The sequence below is a fragment of the Streptomyces ziwulingensis genome, assembly GCF_039542605.1.
GTDB lineage: Bacteria > Actinomycetota > Actinomycetes > Streptomycetales > Streptomycetaceae > Streptomyces > Streptomyces ziwulingensis.
In genome coordinates this window covers 126,843-150,118 of sequence record NZ_BAABIG010000054.1, presented here as the reverse complement: position 1 = coordinate 150,118, position 23,276 = coordinate 126,843, and the positions used below count along the sequence as shown (strand labels likewise).

Genomic DNA, 23,276 nt, shown 5'->3' with positions numbered 1-23,276 from the left:
AGCCATGACAGCGACGACCGACGGAAGCACCGGGGCCACCATGCCGCCCCGCGCAGCCGCGGCCAGCGACACCGCAAGCACCGTTCCCGTGGCGGCCGGGGTGCAGGAGGCCGCCGCCCGCGCCACCCGGCGCGCCACCGACTTCCTGCTCTCCCGGCAGGACGCCGAGGGCTGGTGGAAGGGCGACCTGGAGACCAACGTCACCATGGACGCCGAGGACCTCATGCTCCGCCAGTTCCTCGGCATCCTCGACGCGGAGACCGCGCGGGCCGCCGCCCTCTTCGTCCGCGGCGAGCAGCGCGCGGACGGCACCTGGGCCTCCTTCCACGGCGGGCCCGGCGACCTCTCCGCCACCATCGAGGCGTACGTGGCCCTGCGGCTGGCCGGCGACGCCCCCGACGCCCCGCACATGGCCCGGGCGGCCGCCTGGGTCCGCGACCGCGGCGGCATCGCGGCCGCCCGGGTCTTCACCCGCATCTGGCTCGCCCTGTTCGGCTGGTGGAGGTGGGAGGACCTGCCCGAACTGCCGCCGGAGCTGATCTGGTTCCCCTCCTGGATGCCGCTGAACATCTACGACTTCGGCTGCTGGGCCCGGCAGACCATCGTGCCGCTGACCATCGTCTCGGCGAAGCGGCCGGTGCGGCCCGCGCCGTTCGGCCTCGACGAACTGCACACCGACCCGGCCACGCCCCACCCGGCCCGCCCGTTCGCCCCGGTGGCGAGCTGGGACGGCGCCTTCCAGCGCCTCGACAAGGCCCTGCACGCCTTCCGCAAGATCGCGCCGCGAAGAGTGCGCCGCGCCGCGATGAACGCCGCGGCCCGCTGGATCATCGAGCGACAGGAGAACGACGGCTGCTGGGGCGGCATCCAGCCGCCGGCCGTGTACTCGGTCATCGCCCTCTACCTGCTCGGCTACGACCTCCAGCACCCCGTGATGCGGGCGGGCCTGGAGTCGCTGGACCGCTTCGCGGTGTGGCGTGAGGACGGCGCCCGCATGATCGAGGCGTGCCAGTCCCCGGTGTGGGACACCTGCCTGGCGGTCATCGCGCTGGCCGACGCCGGGGTGCCCGCCGACCACCCCCAGCTCGTGAAGGCCGCCGACTGGATGCTGGGCGAGCAGGTCGTGCGGCCCGGCGACTGGTCGGTGAAGCGGCCCGGACTCCCGCCCGGCGGCTGGGCGTTCGAGTTCCACAACGACAACTACCCCGACATCGACGACACCGCCGAGGTGGTCCTCGCGCTGCGCCGGGTCCGGCACCACGACCCGGAGCGGGTGGAGAAGGCCATCGGCCGCGGGGTGCGCTGGAACCTCGGCATGCAGTCCAGGAACGGCGCCTGGGGCGCCTTCGACGTCGACAACACCAGCCCCTTCCCCAACCGGCTGCCGTTCTGCGACTTCGGCGAGGTCATCGACCCGCCGTCGGCCGACGTCACCGCGCACGTCGTGGAGATGCTCGCCGTCGAGGGCCTCACCCACGACCCGCGCACCCGGCGCGGCATCGACTGGCTGCTGGCCGAACAGGAGGCGGACGGGGGCTGGTTCGGCCGCTGGGGCGTCAACTACGTCTACGGCACCGGGTCGGTCGTCCCCGCGCTGGTCGCGGCCGGTCTGCCCGGCTCGCACCCGGCGATCCGCCGCGCGGTCACCTGGCTGGAGTCCGTCCAGAACGACGACGGCGGCTGGGGCGAGGACCTGCGCTCCTACCGGCACGTCGAGGAGTGGGCGGGCCGGGGCCATTCGACCGCCTCACAGACCGCCTGGGCACTGATGGCCCTGCTGGCGGCGGGGGAGCGGGAGTCGAGGGCCGTCGAGGGCGGCATCGCCTGGCTGGCCGCCACCCAGCGCGCCGACGGCTCCTGGGACGAGCCGTACTTCACCGGCACCGGCTTCCCCTGGGACTTCTCCATCAACTACCACCTCTACCGGCAGGTCTTCCCGCTCACCGCGCTCGGCCGGTACCTGCACGGCGAACCGGCCTTCGTCCGCCATCCGGCCGACGGCGCGCGGCTCACCGGGGCGCGGGCGAACTGATGACCCCGCCCCCCGCCGCGGCGCCGCTGCTGATCGCCTGCGCGCTCGGCATCGAGCACCTCGCCCTGCGCTGCGGCGACCGCTCCGGCGCCGACGGGCCGGTCACCGTCGTGCGCACCGGCATGGGGCCCCGGGCGGCCGAACGCGCGGTCACCCGGATGCTGGCCGACCCGGCCCTCGCGGACGCCGCCGTGCTGGCCACGGGCTTCTGCGCGGGACTGGCCCCCGGCATGCACCCCGGCGACCTCGTGGTCGCCGAGGAGACCCGGGACCCGCGCGCCACGGTCCCCTGCGACAGCACCGAACTGCTGGTAGAGGCGCTGGTCCGGGCGGTGCCCGGACGCACCGTCCACACCGGTCCGCTGACCGGCTCCGACCACGTGGTGCGCGGCACCGAACGGGCCGCGCTGCGGGCCACCGGCGCGATCGCGGTCGACATGGAGTCCGCGGCCACGCTGCTGAGCGCCGTCCGGGACCGCGCCCGCCCGGTTGCGGCTGTCCGGGTGGTCGTGGACGCTCCAGAACACGAACTCGTCCGGATCGGCACGGTGCGCGGTGGAATATCGGCTTTCCGCGTCCTTCGTTCCGTACTTCCCGCTTTCTATGAATGGCACCGTTCTCTGTTACTCCCTCGGAGGTGAGCCAGATGGCCATGCCGCTGCGCCAGTCCATCAAGGTCGCTACATACCTGGCCGAACAGAAGCTCCGGCGGCGGGACAAATTCCCGCTCATCGTCGAGCTGGAACCGCTCTTCGCCTGCAATCTGAAGTGCGAGGGCTGCGGCAAGATCCAGCACCCGGCCGGCGTGCTCAAACAGCGCATGCCGGTAGCCCAGGCCGTCGGGGCGGTGCTGGAGTCCGGTGCCCCGATGGTCTCCATCGCCGGCGGCGAACCGCTGATGCACCCTCAGATCGACGAGATCGTGCGGCAGTTGGTGGCGAAGAAGAAGTACGTCTTCCTCTGCACCAACGCCATGCTGATGCGCAAGAAGATGGACAAGTTCACGCCCTCCCCCTACTTCGCCTTCGCGGTCCACATCGACGGGCTGCGTGAGCGGCACGACGAGTCGGTGGCGAAGGAGGGCGTCTTCGACGAGGCCGTGGCGGCCATCAAGGAGGCCAAGCGGCGCGGCTTCCGGGTCACCACCAACTCGACCTTCTTCAACACCGACACCCCGCAGACCATCATCGAGGTGCTCGACTTCCTCAACGACGAGCTGAAGGTGGACGAGATGATGATCTCGCCCGCCTACGCCTACGAGAAGGCACCCGACCAGGACCACTTCCTGGGCGTCACCCAGACCCGCGAGCTGTTCAAGAAGGCGTTCGCGGGCGGCAACCGGCTGCGCTGGCGGCTCAACCACTCGCCGCTCTTCCTGGACTTCCTGGAGGGCAAGGTCGACTTCCAGTGCACGGCGTGGGCGATCCCGAACTACTCGCTCTTCGGCTGGCAGCGGCCCTGCTACCTGATGAGCGACGGGTACGTGCCCACCTACCGGGAGCTGGTCGAGGAGACCGACTGGGACAAGTACGGCCGCGGCAAGGACCCGCGCTGCGACAACTGCATGGCGCACTGCGGCTACGAGCCGACCGCCGTGCTCGCCACGATGGGGTCGCTGAAGGAGTCCCTGCGCGCCCTGCGCGAGACGGTCTCCGGAAACCGGGAGTGACGGCATGACCGGCGCCCCCCCGGTGTCCTCCGAGACTCGGTCCGGCCGGTCCGAGAGGCGATGAGGATCGCCTGACAGACGGAGCGGACGGCGCCTCGGGGGACGACCCGGCCCTGCTCCCGCACCAGCCGCCGCCCACCGCCCCGTCGCCGTCGTGGAGGACAACAGCCGTGCGGCGGGCGTAGGTTCGGGGATGGCACTCGCGGCCGGCGACGCCGGGACCGACGTACCGGTACGGCGGTCCGGCATCCCGGAGCAGTTCCTCGCGTACGCCGAGCGGGCCGAGGTGCTCGCCGGCCTCGGCCTCACCCCGGTCGGCGTCGCCGGCCGGATCGCCGCGAGCCTCGCCGTCAGGAAGCAGCGGCCGCACGGCCGGGCCGCCACGTCAGGGCAAGGAGAGAACTGAATGACCAAGGAGTTCGACCTCGGCGCGCTACTGGCCGAGCGCGGGGACGAGCGGTACGAGCTGCACACCAGGCACCTCAACCACCAGCTCCCGCGCATGCTGCGCACCATCGGCTTCGACAAGGTCTACGAGCGCGCCGAGGGCGCCTACTTCTGGGACGCGGACGGCAACGACTACCTGGACATGCTCGCCGGGTTCGGGGTGATGGGCGTCGGCCGCCACCACCCGGTCGTCCGCAAGGCGCTGCACGACGTCCTCGACGCCTCCCTCGCCGACCTCACCCGCTTCGACTGCCAGCCGCTGCCCGGACTGCTGGCCGAGAAGCTCCTGACCCACAGCCCGCACCTGGACCGGGTCTTCTTCGGCAACAGCGGGACGGAGGCGGTCGAGACCGCGCTGAAGTTCGCCCGCTTCGCCACCGGCCGGCCCCGCATCCTGCACTGCGAGCACTCCTTCCACGGCCTGACCACCGGCGCCCTGTCGGTCAACGGCGAGTCCGGCTTCCGCGACGGGTTCGCCCCGCTGCTCCCCGACACCGCCGTGCCGCTCGGGGACCTCGACGCCCTGGAACGGGAGCTGCGCAAGGGCGACGTGGCCGCCCTGATCGTGGAGCCGATCCAGGGCAAGGGCGTCCACGAGTCCCCGCCCGGCTATCTGCGCGCCGCGCGGGAACTGCTGCGCCGGCACAAGGCGCTGCTGATCGCCGACGAGGTGCAGACGGGCCTCGGCCGCACCGGCACCTTCTACGCCTACCAGCACGAGGCGGGCGTCGAACCGGACCTGGTCTGCGTGGCCAAGGCGCTCTCCGGCGGATACGTCCCGGTCGGCGCCACCCTCGGCAAGGAGTGGATCTTCCGGAAGGTGTACTCGTCGATGGACCGCGTGCTGGTCCACTCGGCGAGCTTCGGCGCCAACGCCCAGGCCATGGCGGCCGGCCTCGCGGTGCTCTCCGTGCTGGAGAACGAGGGGCTGGTGGCGGGCGCCGCGGCGACGGGCGAACGGCTGCGGTCCCGGCTGGCGGCGCTGATCGACAAGTACGAACTGCTCGCCGATGTCCGGGGCCGGGGGCTGATGATCGGCATCGAGTTCGGCCGGCCGAGGTCGCTCAAGCTGCGCGGCCGGTGGGCCATGCTCCAGGCCGCCCGCAAGGGGCTCTTCGCCCAGATGGTGGTCGTGCCGCTGCTGCAACGGCACCGCATCCTCACCCAGGTCTCCGGCGACCACCTGGAGGTGATCAAACTGATCCCGCCGCTGATCATCGGCGAGCGGGAGGTGGACCGGTTCGTGGACGCCTTCACCGAGGTGATGGACGACGCGCACAACGGCGGCGGCCTGATGTGGGACTTCGGCAGGACACTGGTGAAGCAGGCGCTGGCCAACCGCTAGCACGGGCCGCGCGTGACCACTATGAGATTTGCCTCTAAGGCAATAAATTTGCCGCAGAGGCAAGACTGCGGCTGAATGGGGAGCATGAGTTCCTCGGAAGCCGAGCCCGCGGCGGACCTGCCCGCCGTGGCTCCCCAGCTCCGCGCGCTGCGCCGCCGCGCCTCCCTCACCCTGGAGGTGGCCGCCCGCGCCGCGGGACTGTCACCGGCCCACCTCTCCCGGCTGGAGACCGGACAGCGCCAGCCGTCCCTGCCGATGCTGCTCGCGCTGGCCCGCGTCTACGGTACGACCGTCTCGGAGCTGCTCGGCGAGACGGCCGCCGACCGGGACGCCGTGGTGGTGGCCGCCGACATGGAACCGACCGCGGCGGGCGGCTGGACCTACCGGCAGGCCGGCGCCGCCGGCCGCGCCATGCAGGCGCTGCGCGTCCAGGTGCCGTACGGCTCCCAGGGCGACATCGTGCGCGTGCACCCCGGCGAGGAGTGGCTGTACGTACTGAGCGGGCGGCTGCGGCTGCGCCTCGGCGACACCGCGCATCTGCTCGGCCCCGGCGACAGCGCGCACTTCGACTCGCTCACCCCGCACCGCCTCGCCGCCCAGGACCACGACGGCGTCGAGGTCCTGTTCGTCCACACCCTGCTGCAGAGTCCCACGGCCACCCTGTGCCTGGGCCCCACCACCGGAGAGATGCCATGACCGACATGGAGGAGAAGTTCCCCCGCGCCCTGTGGGTGCGCCTGATCATCTACATCGCGGTGGGGCACGTCTTCGCGGCCTTCATCTATCTGCTCTTCGAGGTCGGCGCCAAGTAGCTCCCCCGGCTTCCGGGAGCCGTCGCCCGGCTCAGTCGAGCAGGCGCTCGCGCAGCCGCTCCCGGGTCGCGGGCGTCAGCCGCAGTCCCCGCTCCAGGTAGGCGTCGAGGGAGCCCCAGGTCTCCTCGGCGGTGTCGAGGGCCGCTGCCAGATACTCGGCGCGCGCGTCGAACAGGGGGCTCAGCAGCTCCATGACCTCGGGGGAGTAGGCCGACCTGGCGGTGCCGCTGCGGCGCACCTGGTAGCGGCGGTGCGTGGCGTTGGACTTCAGGTAGTCGTCGAGGAGGGCCTCGCGCTCGACGCCGACGGCGAGCAGGGTCACGGCCACCGACAGGCCCGCGCGGTCCTTGCCCGCCGAGCAGTGCATGAGGGCGGGGACGCTGTCCTCGGCGAGCGCGTGCACCACCCGGGAGTGCTCCGCCGTACGGTCGGTGATGATCGACCGGTACGAGGCGATCATGCGGTCCGCGCCCTTGCCGTCGGCGAGTATCCCGCGCAACTGGTCGAGGTCGCCGTCGCGGACCATCCTCCAGAACTCGGCGCCGTCGGCGGGGTCGGAGAGCGGCAGGTTCACGTTGCGGGTGCCCGGCAGGGTGACGTCAGGGCCTTCGAGCCGCTGGTCGGCGGCGTTGCGGAAGTCGAAGATCGTGTGGATGCCCAGCGTCGCGAGGAACGCCGCGTCCTCGGCGGTGGCATGGGCGAGGTGACCGCTGCGGAACAGCACACCGAACCGCACCCGCCGGCCGTCGGCGGTCGGGAGTCCGCCCACGTCACGGAAGTTGCGCACGCCGGCCAGCTCGGGCTCGGTCGACGGGACCTGCTGCGTCACGAGGACTCCTCCCACTGCGTCCGCCGGCGCTGCTCGACGGCGGGCACACCCGACGATACGGCATCCCTTGCCTGGGGCAATGAGTTCTCCTGAGGCTTAAGCCCCCGATGTCCCACTGGCTCCCTTTATCCCTAATACAACACAAAACCCCAACTCCACCTGTAATAAACGATGCTGGCGTGGCAGCGCGTGAGCAGCGTCATAACCGTGACGGTGCGTTGCTGGGCATGCTCACGTAATGCAGGTGCTTTTCGTGGGAGTTTGCCGTGCGCCGCGTTCCTGATTTCCACGGAGCGTGACGAGGCGTTCCCGGAAAGGATCAAGCGAAACCCGGTCCCCGGGAATCCCGCGCTTGTCCCCGCCCGTCCCGGTCCCTTACGTTCACCACCGATCCGGACGGACGCCTAATCCTGCCGCCGACCGGACTCCGCACCCACCCACCACCCGTATCGGCAGGAGCGGGGGACCCACAGGTACAACTGCCTGTTCCGGTTCCCGGGACGGCTAGGGGTAAAGCCGCGTCCATACGTCCATGGCGGCGGCCGGGCATCTCCAGCCCGCACCCGACAGCTCACCTCGTAGGCGCCGGAGAGGAATTCACCATGCCCGCGAAGGGTAAGCACCGCCGTACCAAGACCCAGCGCCTGACCCGCACCATAGCCATCGCCGGAACCGGCGGCGCCGCGCTCGCACTTCCGCTCCTGGGGGCCGCCGGCGCCCACGCCGCCCCCGCGCAGTCCGTCACCGAGCACGCCGCGCAGTCCCTGCCGACGGCCGCCAGGACCGTCGCGAAGGACTCCGGCGACGACGCCGGGAAGCGCACCTACACCGTGCGCGGCGGCGACTACCTGGCGAAGATCGCCGACGAGCAGAACGTCAGCGGCGGCTGGCAGAAGCTCTACGCGGACAACCGCGCGGCCGTCGGCTCGGACCCCTCGCTGATCCACCCGGGCCTGAAGCTCTCGGTGGGCGGCAAGGCCGCGACGGCCACGACCGCGGAGTCGAAGTCGAGCGAGTCGCCGGCGGCCGGGTCGGGCACGGCCGGGTCGAAGACCACGCAGCCGTCGCAGTCGTCGGCGGAGTCCTCCGACGCCGAGGGCGCCACGGCCCAGTCGGCCGGTACCGCCGGTAACACCACGGCGACCTCCTCCGGCTTCGTGCTGCCCGTCGCGAACGGCACCGTCGGCACCCCCTACCACCAGTCGGGCAGCATGTGGTCCAGCGGCTACCACACCGGCACCGACTTCGTGGTCCCGACCGGCACCTCCCTGAAGGCCGTGGGCGCGGGCACCGTCGTCTCCGCCGGCTGGGGCGGCGCGTACGGCAATCAGGTCGTCATCCAGCTCAGCGACGGCCACTACGCCCAGTACGGCCACCTGTCCTCGCTCTCCGTCGCCGGCGGCGAGACCGTGACCGCGGGGCAGCAGATCGGCCTCTCCGGCGCCACCGGCAACGTGACCGGCCCGCACCTGCACTTCGAGATCCGTACCACCCCGGACTACGGCTCCGACATCGACCCGCTCGCCTACCTGCGCGCGCACGGCGTCTCCGTCTGAGCCACCCCCCCGCACCGCCGAAGGCCGGACCCCGATCCCCGGGTCCGGCCTTCGGTCATGTCCGGTTTTCAGTGGGTCACTTATTCCGCAATTGGCGAACACTTTGCGAGTGGCCTTTCTCACCGCCGGTCAACCCCGCCCTACGGTCGCGTAGGTCACATTCAAAGGTGAATCATGGGCCGACGTGGCAGACGATTCGAAGAATGACAGCGGAAGAGTGATCGGGTCGTACGTGGCGGTGGGGGACAGCTTCACCGAGGGCGTCGGCGACCGCGGCCCCGACGGGTCATGGGTCGGCTGGGCCGACCGCTTCGCCGTCCTGCTCGCCGACCGGCGGCCCGAGGGCGACTTCACCTACACCAACCTCGCGGTGCGCGGCAGACTGCTCGACCGCATCGTGGCGGACCAGGTGCCCCAGGCGGTCGGACTCGCGCCGGACCTGGTCTCCTTCTGCGCGGGCGGCAACGACATCATCCGGCCCGGCACCGACCCCGACGAACTGGCCGAGCGGTTCGAGCGGGCCGTCCGCGCGCTCAGCGCCGTGGCCGGCACCGTGCTGGTGACCACCGGCTTCGACACCCGCGGGGTACCCGTCCTCAAGCACCTGCGCGGCAAGATCGCCACGTACAACGGACATGTGCGGGCCGTCGCCGACCGGTACGGCTGCCCGGTGCTGGACCTGTGGTCGCTGCGCGGCTTCCAGGACCGCCGGGCCTGGGACGCCGACCGGCTGCACCTCTCGCCCGAGGGGCACACGCGGGTGGCGCTCCGCGCCGGGCAGGTTCTCGGCCTGCCGGTGCCGGCCGACCCGGACCAGGCATGGCCGCCGCTGCCGCCCCGCGGCGCACTCGACATCCGGCGGGACGACGTCCAGTGGGCGCGTGAGTACCTGGTGCCGTGGATCGGGCGCCGGCTGCGCGGCCAGTCCTCCGGCGACCATGTGATCGCCAAGGGGACCCTGTCGGCGGCCGACATCAGGACCCGGATCGCGACGGTGGCCTGAAGCCCCGTACGGCAGTTGCCGGCCGGGACTGTCACACCGGGCGACCATAATGGAAGCCAGACCTACTCCACCTGGAGGTACCCGTGGCCGCTGACCGTTCCCCGAGTCCCGGGCTCCTCGCCCGGCGCCCCGCGGCCTTCGGTGTGGATCCGAGTGGCGAGCGCATGGCGCGCATCCGCAGATCGCCGCATTTCGCGGACGGCGTGTTCCAGAACCCGGGAGGTACCGCCCGGACCCGGCCCGCCGGATCGACGACGGCCTTGGCCAAGCTCTACTTCGACCGCGAGTCCCGCTCCCGCCGGTCCCCTCAAGGGGCGATCCCGGTCCACGCCACCACCCTGGCCGACCTCGCCCGCCCGCCGGCCACCGGACTGCGGGTGACCTGGATGGGACACTCCAGCGTGCTGGTGGAGATCGACGGGCACCGGGTGCTGTTCGATCCCGTATGGGGCGAGCGGTGCTCCCCGTTCCCCTTCGCCGGCCCGAAGCGGCTGCACCCCGCGCCGCTGCCGCTGGCCGCCCTCGGCCCGGTCGACGTGGTCGTCATCTCCCACGACCACTACGACCACCTCGACCTGCCCACGATCAAGGCACTGGCCGGCACGGACACCCTCTTCGCCGTCCCGCTCGGCGTCGGCGCCCACCTGGAGCACTGGGGGGTCCCCGCGGCGCAACTGCGCGAACTGGACTGGCACGAGTCGACGAAGGTCGGCGGCATCACCCTCACCGCGACCCCGGCCCGCCACTTCTGCGGCCGCGGCCTGCGCAACACCCAGCACACCCTCTGGGCCTCCTGGGCCGTCGCCGGCGACGCCCACCGCGTCTACCACAGCGGCGACACCGGCTACTTCGAGGGCTTCAAGGAGATCGGCGCCGCCCACGGCCCGTTCGACGCCACGATGATCCAGGTCGGGGCGTATTCGGAGTTCTGGCCGGACATCCACATGACTCCCGAGGAAGGCGTCCGCGCCCACCTCGACCTGCAGGGAGGCGCTCCGGGCGGGGTGCTGCTGCCGATCCACTGGGGCACCTTCAACCTGGCTCCGCACGCGTGGGCGGAGCCGGGGGAGTGGATGAAGGACGCGGCGGAGGAGGCCGGCCAGGCGGTGGCGTCCCCGCGGCCGGGCGAGCCGTTCGAACCGGCGGGGAAGGTTCCGGTGGAGCCGTGGTGGCGGGCGGTGTCCCAGCCGATCGCGCATCCGTGGCGTCGTCCCCCGGGTGCTGAGGGTATTGCCCAGCACTCAGAACAAGCACCGTTGCGGTACTGAAACCAGGCGGTGCCGCAACGACCCCTGGAACCCGAGCACGGAACCGGCTGAGCGTGCGCCGGTCCTCGGCCGCGGGGCGGCCTGCCCGCGAAGACGCTCCCCTTTCGCATGAGGTGATCGGGCGGGTCAGCGCACGTAGACGTTGGGCTGGGGCGGCCTGGTCATGTCGGCGCCCAAGAAGTAGCTGGGGTGGGGTGGCTGGTTGTAGGCGGTGTTCTGCCAGGCCAGGGCGACTCGGTACTGGGCGTTGTGGGCCAGGGTGTGGAGCTTGGTGGTGGTCGGGGCCGGGGTGGCGTAGATGCGCAGGGCGTTGTTGCTGGAGTGGCGCCGGACAACTTCTTCGCGCCCCGACGTGCAGAGCGTCACCGTGTCCGTAGCCGGTGGCGTACATCAGGGTGCCGTCGTCGTTGAGGGTCGCGGAGCCGTAGATGACCTCTTGGCGGCCGTCGGCATCGATGTCGGCGATGGACAGTTGGTGGTTGCCCTGGCCGGCCGCCCGGGAGTTTCCCGAGGCGTTGGAGTCGAACGTCCACCGGCGGGTGAGCCGGCCGTCGCGGAAGCCCCAGGCCGCGACGACGGCACGGGTGTGGTCAACCTTCGCCTTGTGCGGGAGTCTTCGTCTGCTGTTGGTCTCAGTCGTCAGTACGGTCCCAGGACGGCGTCCCTGTGACGCACGCGCCCGAGAAACAACGGGACGCGGTGTCCCGGCGGTTGACGACCTGGGGGTCGAGCACGGCGGTGATCGCTCCGCTGACGACCTGGCGGATCCTCGTGGTGCCCGGCTGGCTCTGAGTAGATCTTCGCCCGTCCTGGCCCAGGGGGTGCCATCCGGCGCGACCCGCACCTTCCGTCACATGTCCGGAAACTTCTCCCCCGGCCCGTCGGGGGCTTGCGCGTTCCGTCGATCAGCGGAGAGCCTGTGGCGGGCCAGGGCGGTGCACAATCCGGTGGGGGGATTGCGGAATGATTGCGCCTGCGGACCTTCATGCCTACAACTTGGACGAGCCGTATGGGGCTCGCTATCGCAAGATGATTAAGTTCCTCCGCCAAAGGTACGCAACACACACCCCGGGCAGCTCGGGTGATGCGCGCTTCTTCCGTGTCGATGTCACGCTGAAAGCCGGGCAGGTCCGCCTCTATTTCCTGAAGCAGAGTCTGTACCTCCAGGGATGGTCGGTTCTGCACAACAACGCCGAACGCTACCTCGCCGTCGACAAGACGGAGGGGATGTGCCCTCAGGGGCTCGCCGACGCCGGTCCGAACGTACGTATTCAGATCGGCTACACGGCAGACGCTGCGACTCGCACATTGAGCGGCGACACGCTGCGGACGGATCTGCTGTCACTCCACACTTATCTGACCGGCCTGCCGCTCCAGGGGAAAACCAACCGACCCCCACCCTGGGACGAAGCCCAAAGTGCATTCCACAGGGTCGTCCGAATGACCGCGGAGATGGCCAGATTCGGAGGTTTCTGCACGAGTTTCATGACCACCTGGCCCCTTCCATGGCCCCAGTCCACCGTGATCGATCCGGCGAACAAGACCACCGAGCTGTCGTTCGACTGGGCGGTCAACGAATGGGACGGCCTGTCAAAGAGAGTCCGCAGGGAGGATGTCACCCTGAAATGCAAGGGACGTGAGGTGACCCAACCAGAAGCCGAGGAGATCATGGGAGATGGCGCCCTTTGCCGCTAAGGGCTGTCCCGCGATTCCTGGCGGGCGCGCGACGACAGCTACGGCACCTCGCCGCGTTGTCGGATCGTCCGCATACATCCAGTATGCGGACGACCCTCCGCCTTGCGATGCACCGCATCTGACGCCGCACGCTGATCCACCAGGAAATGCGGGACAGCCCTTAGCCGGACAGCACCGGTACCGCGACCCGACAGGGGGAGTTCCATGGATCTCGACGCTCTCAAGGCACATCTCACCGGTCTGGGCGAGCCACCGGCCCTGCGCACCACGGACACCGCGCTCCCCACCCCGCTGACGGACTTGCTGGCCACGTTCCCGAACGGCATCTGTCAGGGAGCGGCGGGCTCGGGCCTGGCGGAGATCGACGGCGGGCACACCAGACTGACGCTCGCCCTCATCTGCTCGTCCACCGCCTGGCCGGTCGGCGGTCATGTCACCCTCGCGGTGACCGGCGTGACCGTGACCGTGACGGCGGACGGCACCGTCAGCCTGATCCTGAGCGGCGCCCTCGATGTCGTCGACGTGGTGGCCACCGTGACCGAAGGCGAGGACGGACGCCTCACCGCCGAAGTACGCCCGCGGAAGCCCGGGGCGTTCACCGGCGAACTGGACAAGCTGGGCGAACTCCTCAGCGACGCGTCCCTATGGCAGAACGCGCGGGAGGGGCTGCGCACCTTCGACTTCGCAGCCCGCGACGTCGCCGGATTCGACTACCGGCTGTCCCGCAAGGACGGAGCCGAACCGGCCGCCTACGACGTCACGTCCATGGCGGTCGTCGCCGCGCTCGACATCAAGGGACTCGCGCTGGACATCGCGTTATGGCTGCCCGACCTGACCGTCGAGGGCACACCGCACGACGGGAAGCCGATCAACGTTCGCTCGCTACTGGGCTCGTTCGGCATACCCGTGGACGAGATACCCGAGTCGCTGACCATCAGTGAACTGCGCGTCGACGCCCTGCTCGGCGACGGGTACTTCGTCACCATGACGGTCAAGGACGGCTGGGACATCGGTCCGTTCACCCTGACGGCTCTGTCCCTGTCCCTGTACTACGACCCGGCCTCGAAATTCGTGGCCATGGCCTCGGGCACCATCTCCCTCGGCCACCGCATAGACATCAAGGTCTCCGCCGCCCAGAACGGCACAGCCACCGGCGGCTGGACCTTCAGCGGCGGAATCGCCGCCGGGGAGATCGGCATCAGTGACGTCATCGGCGCCCTGCGCCTTCCCGATGTCCCCCAGCCGCTGCGGTCCCTGGAACTCACCAGCCTCTGGCTCTCGTACACCACCGGCACCAAGGTCGTGGACTTCCTCTGTCAGGGGCAGATGACGATCGCCGACGGGGTCACCGCCTCACTCGGTCTGACCGTCACCCGGGACGACACCGCGACCCGCTACGGCGGAAGACTGGCCGTCGACGACTTCACCTTCGACATCACCCTCGACGAGGAGAAGACCGGCACCGGCCTCCTCATAGCCACCTACCATTCCCCCGAGGACGCGGACACCGAAGTCACCTTGCGCGACTGGGTCGCCCACTTCTCCGCCGATCTCGCCGCCGACATCCCCGAGAGTCTGCACATCGAGCTGAAGGACGCGAAGTTCGTCCGGGTCGAGCCGCAGAGCGGCCCCGCGCAGTTCTGTGTAGGCATCGATCTGTCCGCCGGGATCGATCTCGCGGAACTTCCGCTGGTCGGAGGGTTTCTCGCCGAGCTCGGCGGCAGTCTCGCCGTCGACAATCTCCAGGTTCTGTACTCCTCCGGGGTGATCGACGCCGCCGCCATCGGCAGTGTCAATTCGCTGCTCGACAAGGCGCGGGTCGTGGAGTTACCGGCGGGCGGACTGAAGGCAGGTCCCGCCGCGCTCGCCGATCTGCGGATCGGGAAGGAGCGCACACCCGTCGCCCTCGGTCTGCCCGCGAACGGCAGCGCCCCCAGCGCCCCCAGCGCCCCGGCGCAGGCCAACGCCCCCACCGGCAGCTCCCCGTCCCGTTCCTCCGCCGGCGTCTGGATCACCGTTCAGAAGACCATCGGTGTCGTCCAGATCAACCGCATCGGGGTGATCTACCAGCACAACACGCTGCTCTTCGGCCTCGACGCCGGGATTCAGGTCGGGCCTCTCGTCATGTCGCTCGACGGCCTGGCCGTCGGGTCGTCGCTGGAGAAGTTCGCGCCCGCGTTCCGGCTCGACGGTGTCGGTATCGGCTATGCCGCGCCGCCGATCGAGATCGAGGGCGCGCTGCTGCGCCTTCCCGACGACCAGTTGGACGAGGGCGTGGCGTTCCAGTACGACGGGACCGCCACCGTCGCCGTGCCGGACTTCTCGCTCGCGGCGGTCGGCTCGTACGCGCAGCTCACGGACGGGCAGCCGTCGTTGTTCGTGTTCGCTCAGGTCGAGGCGCCGATCGTGGCCGCGCCGCCGATTCTGATCACGGGGCTGATGGCGGGGTTTGGGTTCAACCGGGAGCTGACGCTGCCCACCCCGCGCGAGGTGTCCGGGTTCCCGCTGCTCGCACTGAACAAGCAGGGCCCGGACGCCAATCTGAAGCCGTCCGGGATGCTGGAGGTACTGGAGGGGCGGACGCCCGCCGTACTCGGCGGTCCGGCGCGGAAGTGGATCGCGCCGCACCAGGGGGCGTACTGGCTGGCCCTGGGGATCGAGTTCAGCGTCGCCGAGGTGGTCAACTCCAAGGTGCTTCTGGCCGCCGAGTTCGGTGACGAACTCGCGCTGGCCGTGCTGGGCGTCGCGACGCTTCAGTTGCCGATGCCGGCCGAGTCCGCGACCCGTACGTATGTGTACGCGGAACTGGGGCTGGAGGCGGTGATCCGGCCCCTCGCGGGAAGTTTCGAGCTGGCTGCGGAGCTGGCGCCGGTGTCGTACGTGCTGACTTCCGACTGTCATCTCACCGGTGGGTTCGCCGCCGCCATGTGGTTCGGGTCGAACCCCAACGCGGGGCAGTTCGTGGTCACCCTCGGTGGCTATCACCCGTCGTTCCGGCGGCCCGCCGCCTACCCGGACGTGCCGCGGCTCGGCATCAGATGGGCGGTGAGCAGCAATCTGACGATCACCGCGCAGGCGTATCTCGCGGTGACGCCGTCGTGCGCGATGGCCGGGGGGCGGCTGAGCATCGTCTTCCACGCGGGGGACTTCCGGGCCTGGTTCACGGCCCAGGCGGATGTACTGCTGTCCTGGCGGCCGTTCTTCTTCACCGCCCGGATCTCGGTGAGCATCGGCGCTTCGTACACCCTTGACATCGGGATCATCCACAAGACACTCAGCGCGTCCGCGGGCGCCGATCTGGAGTTGTGGGGGCCGCCGACCGGTGGCTCGGTCACCGCGCACTTCGTGGGCTTCTCCAAGACCATCAGCTTCGGTCCCGGTCCGTCCGGGGCGGATGCCGAGGCGCTCGGCTGGGACGGCTTCGCGAGTATGCTGCCGAAACCGGCCGACGTCATCACCATCGGCCCGGTCAACGGCATCGACAAGACCGCCGAGGACACCGGCCACGACCCCGGAAACAGCGGCAAGGTGTGGTACGCGCGCGCCCGTGACCTGCGGTTCTTCACCCAGTCCGCAGTGCCGGCCAGTCATCTGCGGCTCGGCGACGCCCCGTTGTCCTCCCTCGCCGCCGAGGACACCCCTGGCGTCGACATCCGCCCCATGAACCGCACCGGCCTCATCGGCGAGCACCGGCTCCGGCTGTACGTCGAGGACGCGCCCGCGCCGATGGACGGCTGGACCGCCACCGCCCGCACCCACAATCTCCCCGCGTCCCTGTGGGGCGCCCCACCCTCCCCCTTCAGCCACACCCCGCAGGCGCCCGGCGCCGAGGTGCTGACCGGCCGCCCGGTCGGCTACGACGTCCAGGCGCCCCGGCCCGAACTGGCCCGCTCACGCGGGGTCTTCCCGCTCAGCGACTACAGCGCGGATGAGATCCCGCCGGGCCTCGCCCCGCTGTCCTCGTCCCCCGTCGCCGACCGCGATTACGTCTCGGTGGCCGACGACTCGTGCGTGGCGCGGATCGGGCAGACCGACCGAGGTCCGGCCCGCACCGGACGCGATCAGGTGTGCGCGGCACTGGCCGACGCCGGTCTGCTCAAGGACCCGGGCGACGGACTGACCGCGCTGGCGGCGGGGGCCGCGCACCTGTACCGCCGGGCGCCGCTGGTGCAGAACCCCGGGTGAGGGACGACGGGCCCACCGCCGCAGGACCCCGGCGGAAAGTCACGGGCGCCGAACCCCGGCCCAACGGCCGGTGCCCGCCCCCTTCTCCCACGCCCAAGCACCCGTACCCGTACCCGTACCCAAGCAACGGAGCCGGACGTGAGCGCGAGCCCGCAGCACCCCGCCCGGGACACCATCCCGATCGGGGACATCGAACTGCACGACCATTATCTGCCCGCCCTGCCCGCCGGCGACTACCGGATCGAGGCCACGCACACCCTGCGCACCGACCCCTCGGCGGACGCCCATGTGGTCGGCGGTACGTTCCGGGCCGTGCAGCGGTTCACCGTGCGCGCACCGCAGGTCGCCCTGGACACGACCGCCGTGGTGGCCCGACAGCCGCCGGACTCCTCCGAGGGACGGTTCACCGAGGTGCTGCCGCATCTGGTGCTCGGTGATCCGATGCTGCCGTGGGAGCGTGAGCTGCGCGGCACGGACCGGGGCACTCCCTGGCTGGCGCTGCTGGTGCTCACCGACGACCAGATGATCGGCGGGACGACCGCCCCGACCCGGGCCGAGTCGACGACCGTGGGCGCCTTTCTCGCCGACGACCCGGAGGTGCTCAAGCCCGCGCTGCCGCTGGAGTCCGACATCGGGCAGGACGATCCGTGCGAGGTCATCCGGATTCCGGCCGCCGTGTTCCCCGAGGTGACGCCCCGGCTGGCGGATCTGCCGTATCTCGCGCACTGTCGGGGTGCCAACACCGGGGACCGGCCCCTCCTGGGCATCCAGGAGGACGGGCTGTTCGCGGTGCTCGTCGCGCACCGCTTCCCGGCCGCCGCGCCGCCCGGTTCGCCCCCGGAAGACCGCACCAAGAACATCGTCCATCTGGTCTCCCTGGTGGGCCACGAGCGGCTCCTCGGATCCGGCACTCCGGACTTCCAGGGCCGTACGTCGGTGGCGCTGCTGTCGCTGTGCAGCTGGTCGTTCTGGGCGCACCCGGACGGCGACGCGCACTTCCGGGCGTTGGCCGAAGGGCTCGCCCGCACTCCGGATGGCTCACGTCCGGAGACCCGCGAGGAGATGTGGCTGCGGCTGCCCTCCCCGTACCGGGACAGCGACGGCACCCCGGCCGCCCGGCGGCAGGTGGCCCGGCGGATCGGCGACGGCTATGTGCCGCTGCCGTACCGCACCCGGTCGGGCGAGCAGACCTTCGGCTGGTACCGGGGGCCGCTCACCCCCGTACTGGCCGCGGCCGTGGACCGGGTGGCGACCGCCACCACCGCGGACGCCCTGCTCGCCTACGACCCCGCCTGGGGCAGTTTCGACGTGTCGCTGGCCACCGCGTTCGAGACGGGCCGGTCGCTGGCGCTGGCCGACGCAGCGTACGTCCAGCATCTGATCACCTTCAAACGGGCCACGCACGACCTGGTCGACACCCTCTACCACCAGGAGACCAGCAGCCATCTGCCCTCCGGGGGCGGGGACTCGTCCGGCCCGCCCCGGTCCGCACGGGCCGCGTTCGGGACGCTGCTCGACGGGCCACTGCTCAGCACCCTGGGGGCGACGCCCGCCCGGCCCCGTGACCCCTGGTCACCGCCCGCGCCCGAGCCCGCGCCGGGCGATCCGAGCGCGGAACTGGACGTCTTCCTGCGCTCCGACGCGGCCCGTACGGCCGTCACGCGGGCGCTGGACGAGGACCCCGGACTCAGGGAACGCCGCACGCCGGTCGTGGACTGGCTGGCCCGGCTGCTGCTGCTCATACCGGTGCCGTTCACCCGGCTGGTGCCGGACGCGCGGATGCTGCCGCCGGAGTCGCTGCGCTTCTTCCACACCGACCCGAACTGGCGGGACGCGCTGATCGGCGGGGCGCTGGGGATCGGCGCCCAGTCGAGCCGGGACACCCTCCAGGACGAGATCGTGGCCGCGGTGGTGCGGGCGGAGGTGGCGGGGGCGGCGGCCCGGCACCGGGACACGCTGCGTGACGCCGGGCCCGGCGATCCCAAGGCTCCCGGCGATCCCGGCGGTCCCCGAAATCCCGGTGCCCCCAGCGGTCCCGGTGACCCCGGCGGCCCCCTCGGCACCGTCTCCGGACTGCTGCTCCGCTCCGCCCTCGTCTCCGGCTGGCCCCATCTCGCCGTCCGGGCAGTGGACACGACGGGCGCGCCGCTGCCGGTGCTGCGGATGGAGCGTCTCTCGTCGTCCGTGCTGCTGTGCCTGTTCAACGGGGTGCCCGCGACCGTGGAACTCGCCGAACCCCAGGAAGGGTTCCGCTTCGGGGTCGAGGACGACGGACTGATCCCGCTGCGCAGTCTGCTGCCGGACGCCGGACCCCGGCTGCCGCTGGGCGAGCAGTTCGGCACGGACGTCACCTTCGACGTCCTGCGCCATCTGCGGCCGTCCGCCGACCCGGACGTCCGCGTCCTGGACGTCGGTTCGCTGGTCACCGCGCTGAACGGTGCCCTGGACCGCGCGCACGGCACCTCCGTGGGCACGGTCGGCCCGGCCGATCTCGCCCTGCAACTGGTCAAGGTGCCCGAGGCAATCCGTTTCGACGGTCCGGACGGGGACCGGTTCCCGGCGACCGGAGGAGCCCCCGTATGAGTACCCGCCCCGCCCTCGTCGTACCGATCGGTCTCGACGCGCTCGTGGTGACTCAGGCGGTGCTGCGCCGGGACGGATTCCGTACCTGGCGGCAGAACTACCTGGCCCTGCGCGACTACCTCAGCCCCGAGCCGGACGAAGGGGACCGCCAGAGCGACGGCCCCCTGTTCCGGCACACCGGGGTGCATCTGCACTGGACGCTGCCGCGCGGACTGCGCCACGGTGTGGAGGACCCGGCCACCGGCGAGGTCGCCTACCCGCTGCTGCCCAACCGCTGGCTGGTCACCCGGTTCAGCGGCGGCGCCCGGCGTCGGGTCAGGGCCTGGGTGATCGAGAGCGACTGCCCGCACACCTCGTACGCCGCCCAGCGGGGGCATGTCCTCGAAGAGTCCAGCTCCTATCTGGTCGGCGCCGAAACCCTGGACGCCTGGCGGGCCAGCACCGACCCCTACCGCAGCGCCCGGACATCCAAGTCGGTCCAGGTCTCGATCGGGCTGGCCTTCCCGCACACCGATGACACCCCGTGGTCGGAACGGGCCGGGCGGGACCCGCTGTTCCTCACCGCGATGAGCGCGGGCGACCCGTACTTCACCACCTACACCCCGCACAACACCAATGTGTTCTCCTTTCTCGACGATCTCTCCGACATCCCCGGGGCGGACACCCTCGGGTACCAGGTCGTCGGCTGGTACTCCGATCCGGGCGCCGATGTCCTCGCCACACTCCCGCCGGACACCTCGTACGCCGGCCTCCTCACCCGGCTCGGCTGGCAGGACCCCCGGCTCACCGGCAACCCCGTACTGGACGGCGACCTCAACCCGGCCGCCCGCAGCCTCTACCAGGGCCTGGCGCTGACCGTCGCGTGGGACCCGGCGGCGTCCCACCCGCCTTCCCCCGACCCACTACACACCGTGAAGGACAGCGGGGCGCTGCATGTCTCCCTCGGCAGTACGACCGAGGACGCGTTCACCGCGCTCGCCGGTCACGCCCTGAAGGCCACCGGCGCCCGCCCCGCCGCCGAGGACATCCAACTGCTGCGGGCGTTCCTGCACGATCTACTGGCCGTCGCCGACGAGAAGGGCGGCGACGAACGGGTCCGGCGCGCGATCCACGCAGCGTCGTTCGGCGCCTCGTCGGGGGGATACCGGTGGACGGTAACCCCACCACCGGCCGATCAGACGCCGGACGGCCCGCCTCCACCGCCGTTCGTCCCGCCCGCCTGGCTGTCCACCCTCAACGACGACCAGAACCGGCTGGACGACCTCCTCGGTGAGGTGTACGACCTCCAGTGGCGGCTGAACTCCCTCTGGCTGAAGCAGGGTGTCCTCGGCATCCTGGACCCGCCGCCCGTGGGAGCGCCGGACCAGGAGGACCTCCAGGCCGAACTGGACCCCACCCGCACGGGCTCCCTCGCGCACACCATGCGGGAGAGGACCGGTCAGGCGCGGACCCTGGCGGCACGGGTGCCCCAGCCGGACACCACAGCCCGGCACCCCCACGCCCAGGCCGCGCTGGCCGCCGGGATCAGCGCCTTCGCCGCGGCCAGGGGACTGCCCGAGGGCGCCACGCTCAAGGCGGTGCCCCGGCCGGCGTACTGGCACGCCGTCAACCCCGTGGTGAGCGTGTCGGGGATCAGGCCCCCGTCCGACGCCGTCGTCACCGACCGGCCCGTTCCCACCCGGCCGCTCGCCGACGGCGGCCCGGCCACGCTGGTCAGCGCCCTCACGGTCCGGGACCGAACCCTCACCGCGGCCCCCGGTCAGGGGCCGATGCCGACGTTTCCGGGCCTCGCCGGGCTTCCATCTGAGGTGGCCGGGCTGCTCGCGGAGTACTTCCTGCTGGACCCTGGCAACGCCGCCGCCCTCGCCGGGAGCAGCGGCGGGGTGTCCCCGGCCGATGTCGGCGCCGCCCTCGCCGCGCACCGCCCCGACGACTACACCGGCACCCTGCCCGCGCTGGGTGTGGACCCCTGGGGCCAGCCCTGGGAGCCGCTGTTCATGGAGTGGCGGACCGACTACAGCCATATCCCGCACACCGTCGGCGGGAAGAGCTGCTGGGCGTTCGACGGCACCGACTACCGCTATGTCCCCGGCTCGGCACCCGCCCCGAAGCGGATCGCCGTGATGGGTATCTCCGCTCTCGGCCCGCATCCGCGCACCCTGTTCGCCGCCCGGCTGAAGGAGTTCATCACCCGGCACGGCTCCGACGTCCAGCGCGACCGGCTCGACGCCTGGCTGGGCGCGATCGGCGACTGGGGGATCCTCGCCCAGGAACTGACCGGCTTCAACGACCGGATCGCGGCCCGGGACACCCGCGCCTTCCGCCGCCCCACCGCCCAGGACCGGCACTTCTCCGAGATCGCGGGCCTCGCCGGCTTCCCCGACGCCGCGACCGAGGACGGACTGCCGGCCCGGTACCGAGGCCGGGTCACCAGCGTCCCGTATCTTCCCGGCGGCGAGAGCGCGCAGTTCCACCCGACCCGGCAGGGCCAGATCCATCTGGCGGACCTCTTCCTCTACGACAAGTTCGGCCGCGTCCTCGATGTGGTCAGCCCCGACCTCAAGCAGGGCGGACTGCACGACTACCGCAACTTCCCGCTGATCATCGACACCGCCCTGACCACCGAGTCCTCCCTCACCCCGACCGTCGCCGCCGTCGCCCAACTGCCCCCGCGCCCGCTTCAGCCCGCCCGGCTCGACTTCGACCTCCTCGACGCCGCCACCGGCACCCGGGGGGTGGAGACCGCCGCTGACCCCAGCCCCGTCACCGGCTGGCTGCTGCCCAACCATCTCGACGGCAGTCTGCTGCTGTACGACCCCGAGGGCCGGTTCCTGGGCGGCTACCGCACCCTCACCGACGGCACCGGCGCCCGCGGGGGCCAGTGGGAACCCCCGCCCGACGGCACCCTCACCACCCTCGGCGAGGTGGAGGCGCTCGCCCCGGTGATCGCCGCTCTGCTGCGTTCGCGGCGGCTGAGCGGAGAGGCCAACCTCAGCGCTTTCCTCGATGTCGTCGACTCCACACTGTGGACCACCGACCCGCTGGGCCGCCGTACCGACCAGACACTGTCCGCGCTCGTCGGACGGCCGCTGGCGCTGGTCCAGGCCCGGCTGCGGCTGACCCTGGACGGCCCGCCGCTGCGCGCCACCGGCTGGCAGGCCAGCCTCGCCCCGCCCGCACCCACCTTCACCGCCGACCCGTTCGCCGTCCGCCTCGGCGACCAGGCCGCCCGCGACGACGGTCTGATCGGCTTCTACCGGGCCGCGCCCGGTGGAGGCTACGACTTCGAGCGCTTCGACAGTGTCACGGCCCCCGACGACGGCCAGGACCTCATCGTCCGGATCGGACCGCCCGGCACCCCTGAACCGCCCTCATCGGCCAACTACCTCCACCTGACGTTCGGCGACCGCGCGCCCACCCGGCTGCTGCTGCTGGTCGACCCGCGCGCGAGCATCCACGCCGTCACCGGCATCACCCCCACGGCCTCCGTCGCCGTCGCGCAGCAGCATGTCGACGGCGCGCTGCGCCGGCTCCAGGCCCTGTTCCGCTTCGGGCCGGTCCTGGGCGGCAGCGGCGAGGACGGCGCCGTCGCCTTCCCGCGGCCCAGCACCCGACACGGCACCTGGTCCTGGCTGCGCCCGGCCCCGCCGCCGGGCGGCCCCTGGACGCCGTACGACCTGACCGCGGCACCGGCGGACGCCCAGTTCCCGTACCGTCCGCCCACACTCGAGGAAGGACTGCTCCGGCTGTTCCCCGACCCCGACGAGTAAGGGCGCACACAGCAGCACATGGGCGCCACCGCACCACCCGTTCCACCGTTCCCGGTCCCGTGACGTAAGTACATACGAAGTA

At 71.4% G+C, this 23,276-nt stretch carries 16 protein-coding genes, 2 pseudogenes and 1 riboswitch; of the genes and pseudogenes, 15 read left to right on the top strand and 3 right to left on the bottom strand.

Annotated features, from left to right (window positions below; genetic code table 11):
- Positions 1 to 4 precede the first annotated feature (4 nt).
- The 7 genes and pseudogenes from shc to ABEB00_RS25190 all read left to right on the top strand — a co-directional run bounded on the left by shc (position 5) and on the right by ABEB00_RS25190 (position 6,305).
- A complete protein-coding gene (shc, locus tag ABEB00_RS25220) occupies positions 5 to 2,032 on the top strand; it encodes a squalene--hopene cyclase (protein ID WP_345622470.1) in 2,028 nt (675 codons plus the stop codon).
- Positions 2,032 to 2,673 (top strand): phosphorylase family protein, encoded by a 642-nt coding sequence (locus ABEB00_RS25215; RefSeq protein WP_345622469.1) that lies wholly within the window; start codon positions 2,032 to 2,034, stop codon positions 2,671 to 2,673. Before shc ends, ABEB00_RS25215 begins: the two co-directional genes overlap by 1 nt.
- A gap of 5 nt (positions 2,674 to 2,678) precedes the next feature.
- Entirely contained in the window at positions 2,679 to 3,701 is a 1,023-nt protein-coding gene (hpnH, locus tag ABEB00_RS25210; RefSeq protein ID WP_345622500.1) for an adenosyl-hopene transferase HpnH, read from the top strand.
- Positions 3,702 to 3,819: 118 nt separating this feature from the next.
- Positions 3,820 to 4,107 (top strand): annotated as a pseudogene (locus ABEB00_RS25205) (1-deoxy-D-xylulose-5-phosphate synthase); the annotation flags it as partial.
- Positions 4,108 to 5,493 (top strand): aspartate aminotransferase family protein, encoded by a 1,386-nt coding sequence (locus ABEB00_RS25200; RefSeq protein ID WP_345622468.1) that lies wholly within the window; start codon positions 4,108 to 4,110, stop codon positions 5,491 to 5,493.
- An 84-nt stretch (positions 5,494 to 5,577) separates the two neighbouring features.
- On the top strand, positions 5,578 to 6,189 hold the full coding sequence (locus ABEB00_RS25195; protein WP_345622467.1) for a helix-turn-helix domain-containing protein: 612 nt from the start codon (positions 5,578 to 5,580) through the stop codon (positions 6,187 to 6,189).
- The gene (locus ABEB00_RS25190) at positions 6,186 to 6,305 is read left to right on the top strand and encodes a DUF6126 family protein (protein WP_345622465.1); all 120 of its coding nucleotides are present in this window, start codon (positions 6,186 to 6,188) and stop codon (positions 6,303 to 6,305) included. Before ABEB00_RS25195 ends, ABEB00_RS25190 begins: the two co-directional genes overlap by 4 nt.
- Positions 6,306 to 6,336: 31 nt before the next feature.
- Here the strand turns inward: ABEB00_RS25190 and ABEB00_RS25185 are convergent, their stop codons facing one another.
- Positions 6,337 to 7,134 carry a tyrosine-protein phosphatase gene (locus ABEB00_RS25185; RefSeq protein ID WP_345622463.1) on the bottom strand — a complete coding sequence of 266 codons (798 nt, stop codon included), beginning with the start codon at positions 7,132 to 7,134 and terminating at the stop codon, positions 6,337 to 6,339.
- 424 nt (positions 7,135 to 7,558) lie between these two features.
- Positions 7,559 to 7,734, top strand: a riboswitch (cyclic di-AMP (ydaO/yuaA leader).
- 2 nt (positions 7,735 to 7,736) lie between these two features.
- On the opposite strand from ABEB00_RS25185, the gene ABEB00_RS25180 reads away from it, so the two are divergent.
- The 3 genes from ABEB00_RS25180 (at position 7,737) to ABEB00_RS25170 (ending at position 10,961) form a co-directional block, all read left to right on the top strand.
- Positions 7,737 to 8,690: a peptidoglycan DD-metalloendopeptidase family protein gene (locus tag ABEB00_RS25180; RefSeq protein ID WP_345622462.1), complete on the top strand. Its 954-nt coding sequence runs from the start codon at positions 7,737 to 7,739 to the stop codon at positions 8,688 to 8,690.
- Between the two features lie 217 nt (positions 8,691 to 8,907).
- Complete coding sequence (locus ABEB00_RS25175) at positions 8,908 to 9,693, top strand: SGNH/GDSL hydrolase family protein (RefSeq protein ID WP_345622461.1); 786 nt, start codon at positions 8,908 to 8,910, stop codon at positions 9,691 to 9,693.
- A gap of 83 nt (positions 9,694 to 9,776) precedes the next feature.
- The gene (locus tag ABEB00_RS25170) at positions 9,777 to 10,961 is read left to right on the top strand and encodes an MBL fold metallo-hydrolase (RefSeq protein ID WP_345622460.1); all 1,185 of its coding nucleotides are present in this window, start codon (positions 9,777 to 9,779) and stop codon (positions 10,959 to 10,961) included.
- A 126-nt stretch (positions 10,962 to 11,087) separates the two neighbouring features.
- Here the strand turns inward: ABEB00_RS25170 and ABEB00_RS25165 are convergent, their stop codons facing one another.
- The gene (locus tag ABEB00_RS25165; RefSeq protein ID WP_345622459.1) at positions 11,088 to 11,327 is read right to left on the bottom strand and encodes a rhamnogalacturonan lyase family protein; all 240 of its coding nucleotides are present in this window, start codon (positions 11,325 to 11,327) and stop codon (positions 11,088 to 11,090) included.
- Positions 11,328 to 11,372: 45 nt separating this feature from the next.
- A pseudogene (locus ABEB00_RS25160) lies at positions 11,373 to 11,604 on the bottom strand (rhamnogalacturonan lyase family protein); the annotation flags it as partial.
- Between the two features lie 23 nt (positions 11,605 to 11,627).
- Here ABEB00_RS25160 and ABEB00_RS25155 point away from each other — a divergent pair.
- The 5 genes from ABEB00_RS25155 (at position 11,628) to ABEB00_RS25135 (ending at position 23,194) form a co-directional block, all read left to right on the top strand.
- Entirely contained in the window at positions 11,628 to 11,753 is a 126-nt protein-coding gene (locus ABEB00_RS25155) for a hypothetical protein (RefSeq protein ID WP_345622458.1), read from the top strand.
- Positions 11,754 to 11,924: 171 nt separating this feature from the next.
- Positions 11,925 to 12,656, top strand: coding sequence for a hypothetical protein (locus ABEB00_RS25150; protein ID WP_345622457.1), 732 nt, complete (start codon positions 11,925 to 11,927; stop codon positions 12,654 to 12,656).
- A 204-nt stretch (positions 12,657 to 12,860) separates the two neighbouring features.
- Positions 12,861 to 16,841: a DUF6603 domain-containing protein gene (locus tag ABEB00_RS25145; RefSeq protein ID WP_345622456.1), complete on the top strand. Its 3,981-nt coding sequence runs from the start codon at positions 12,861 to 12,863 to the stop codon at positions 16,839 to 16,841.
- A 138-nt stretch (positions 16,842 to 16,979) separates the two neighbouring features.
- Positions 16,980 to 19,424: a hypothetical protein gene (locus tag ABEB00_RS25140; protein ID WP_345622455.1), complete on the top strand. Its 2,445-nt coding sequence runs from the start codon at positions 16,980 to 16,982 to the stop codon at positions 19,422 to 19,424.
- Positions 19,421 to 23,194: a hypothetical protein gene (locus ABEB00_RS25135; protein WP_345622454.1), complete on the top strand. Its 3,774-nt coding sequence runs from the start codon at positions 19,421 to 19,423 to the stop codon at positions 23,192 to 23,194. The genes ABEB00_RS25140 and ABEB00_RS25135 overlap by 4 nt, the downstream gene beginning before the upstream one ends.
- Positions 23,195 to 23,276: the final 82 nt, after the last annotated feature.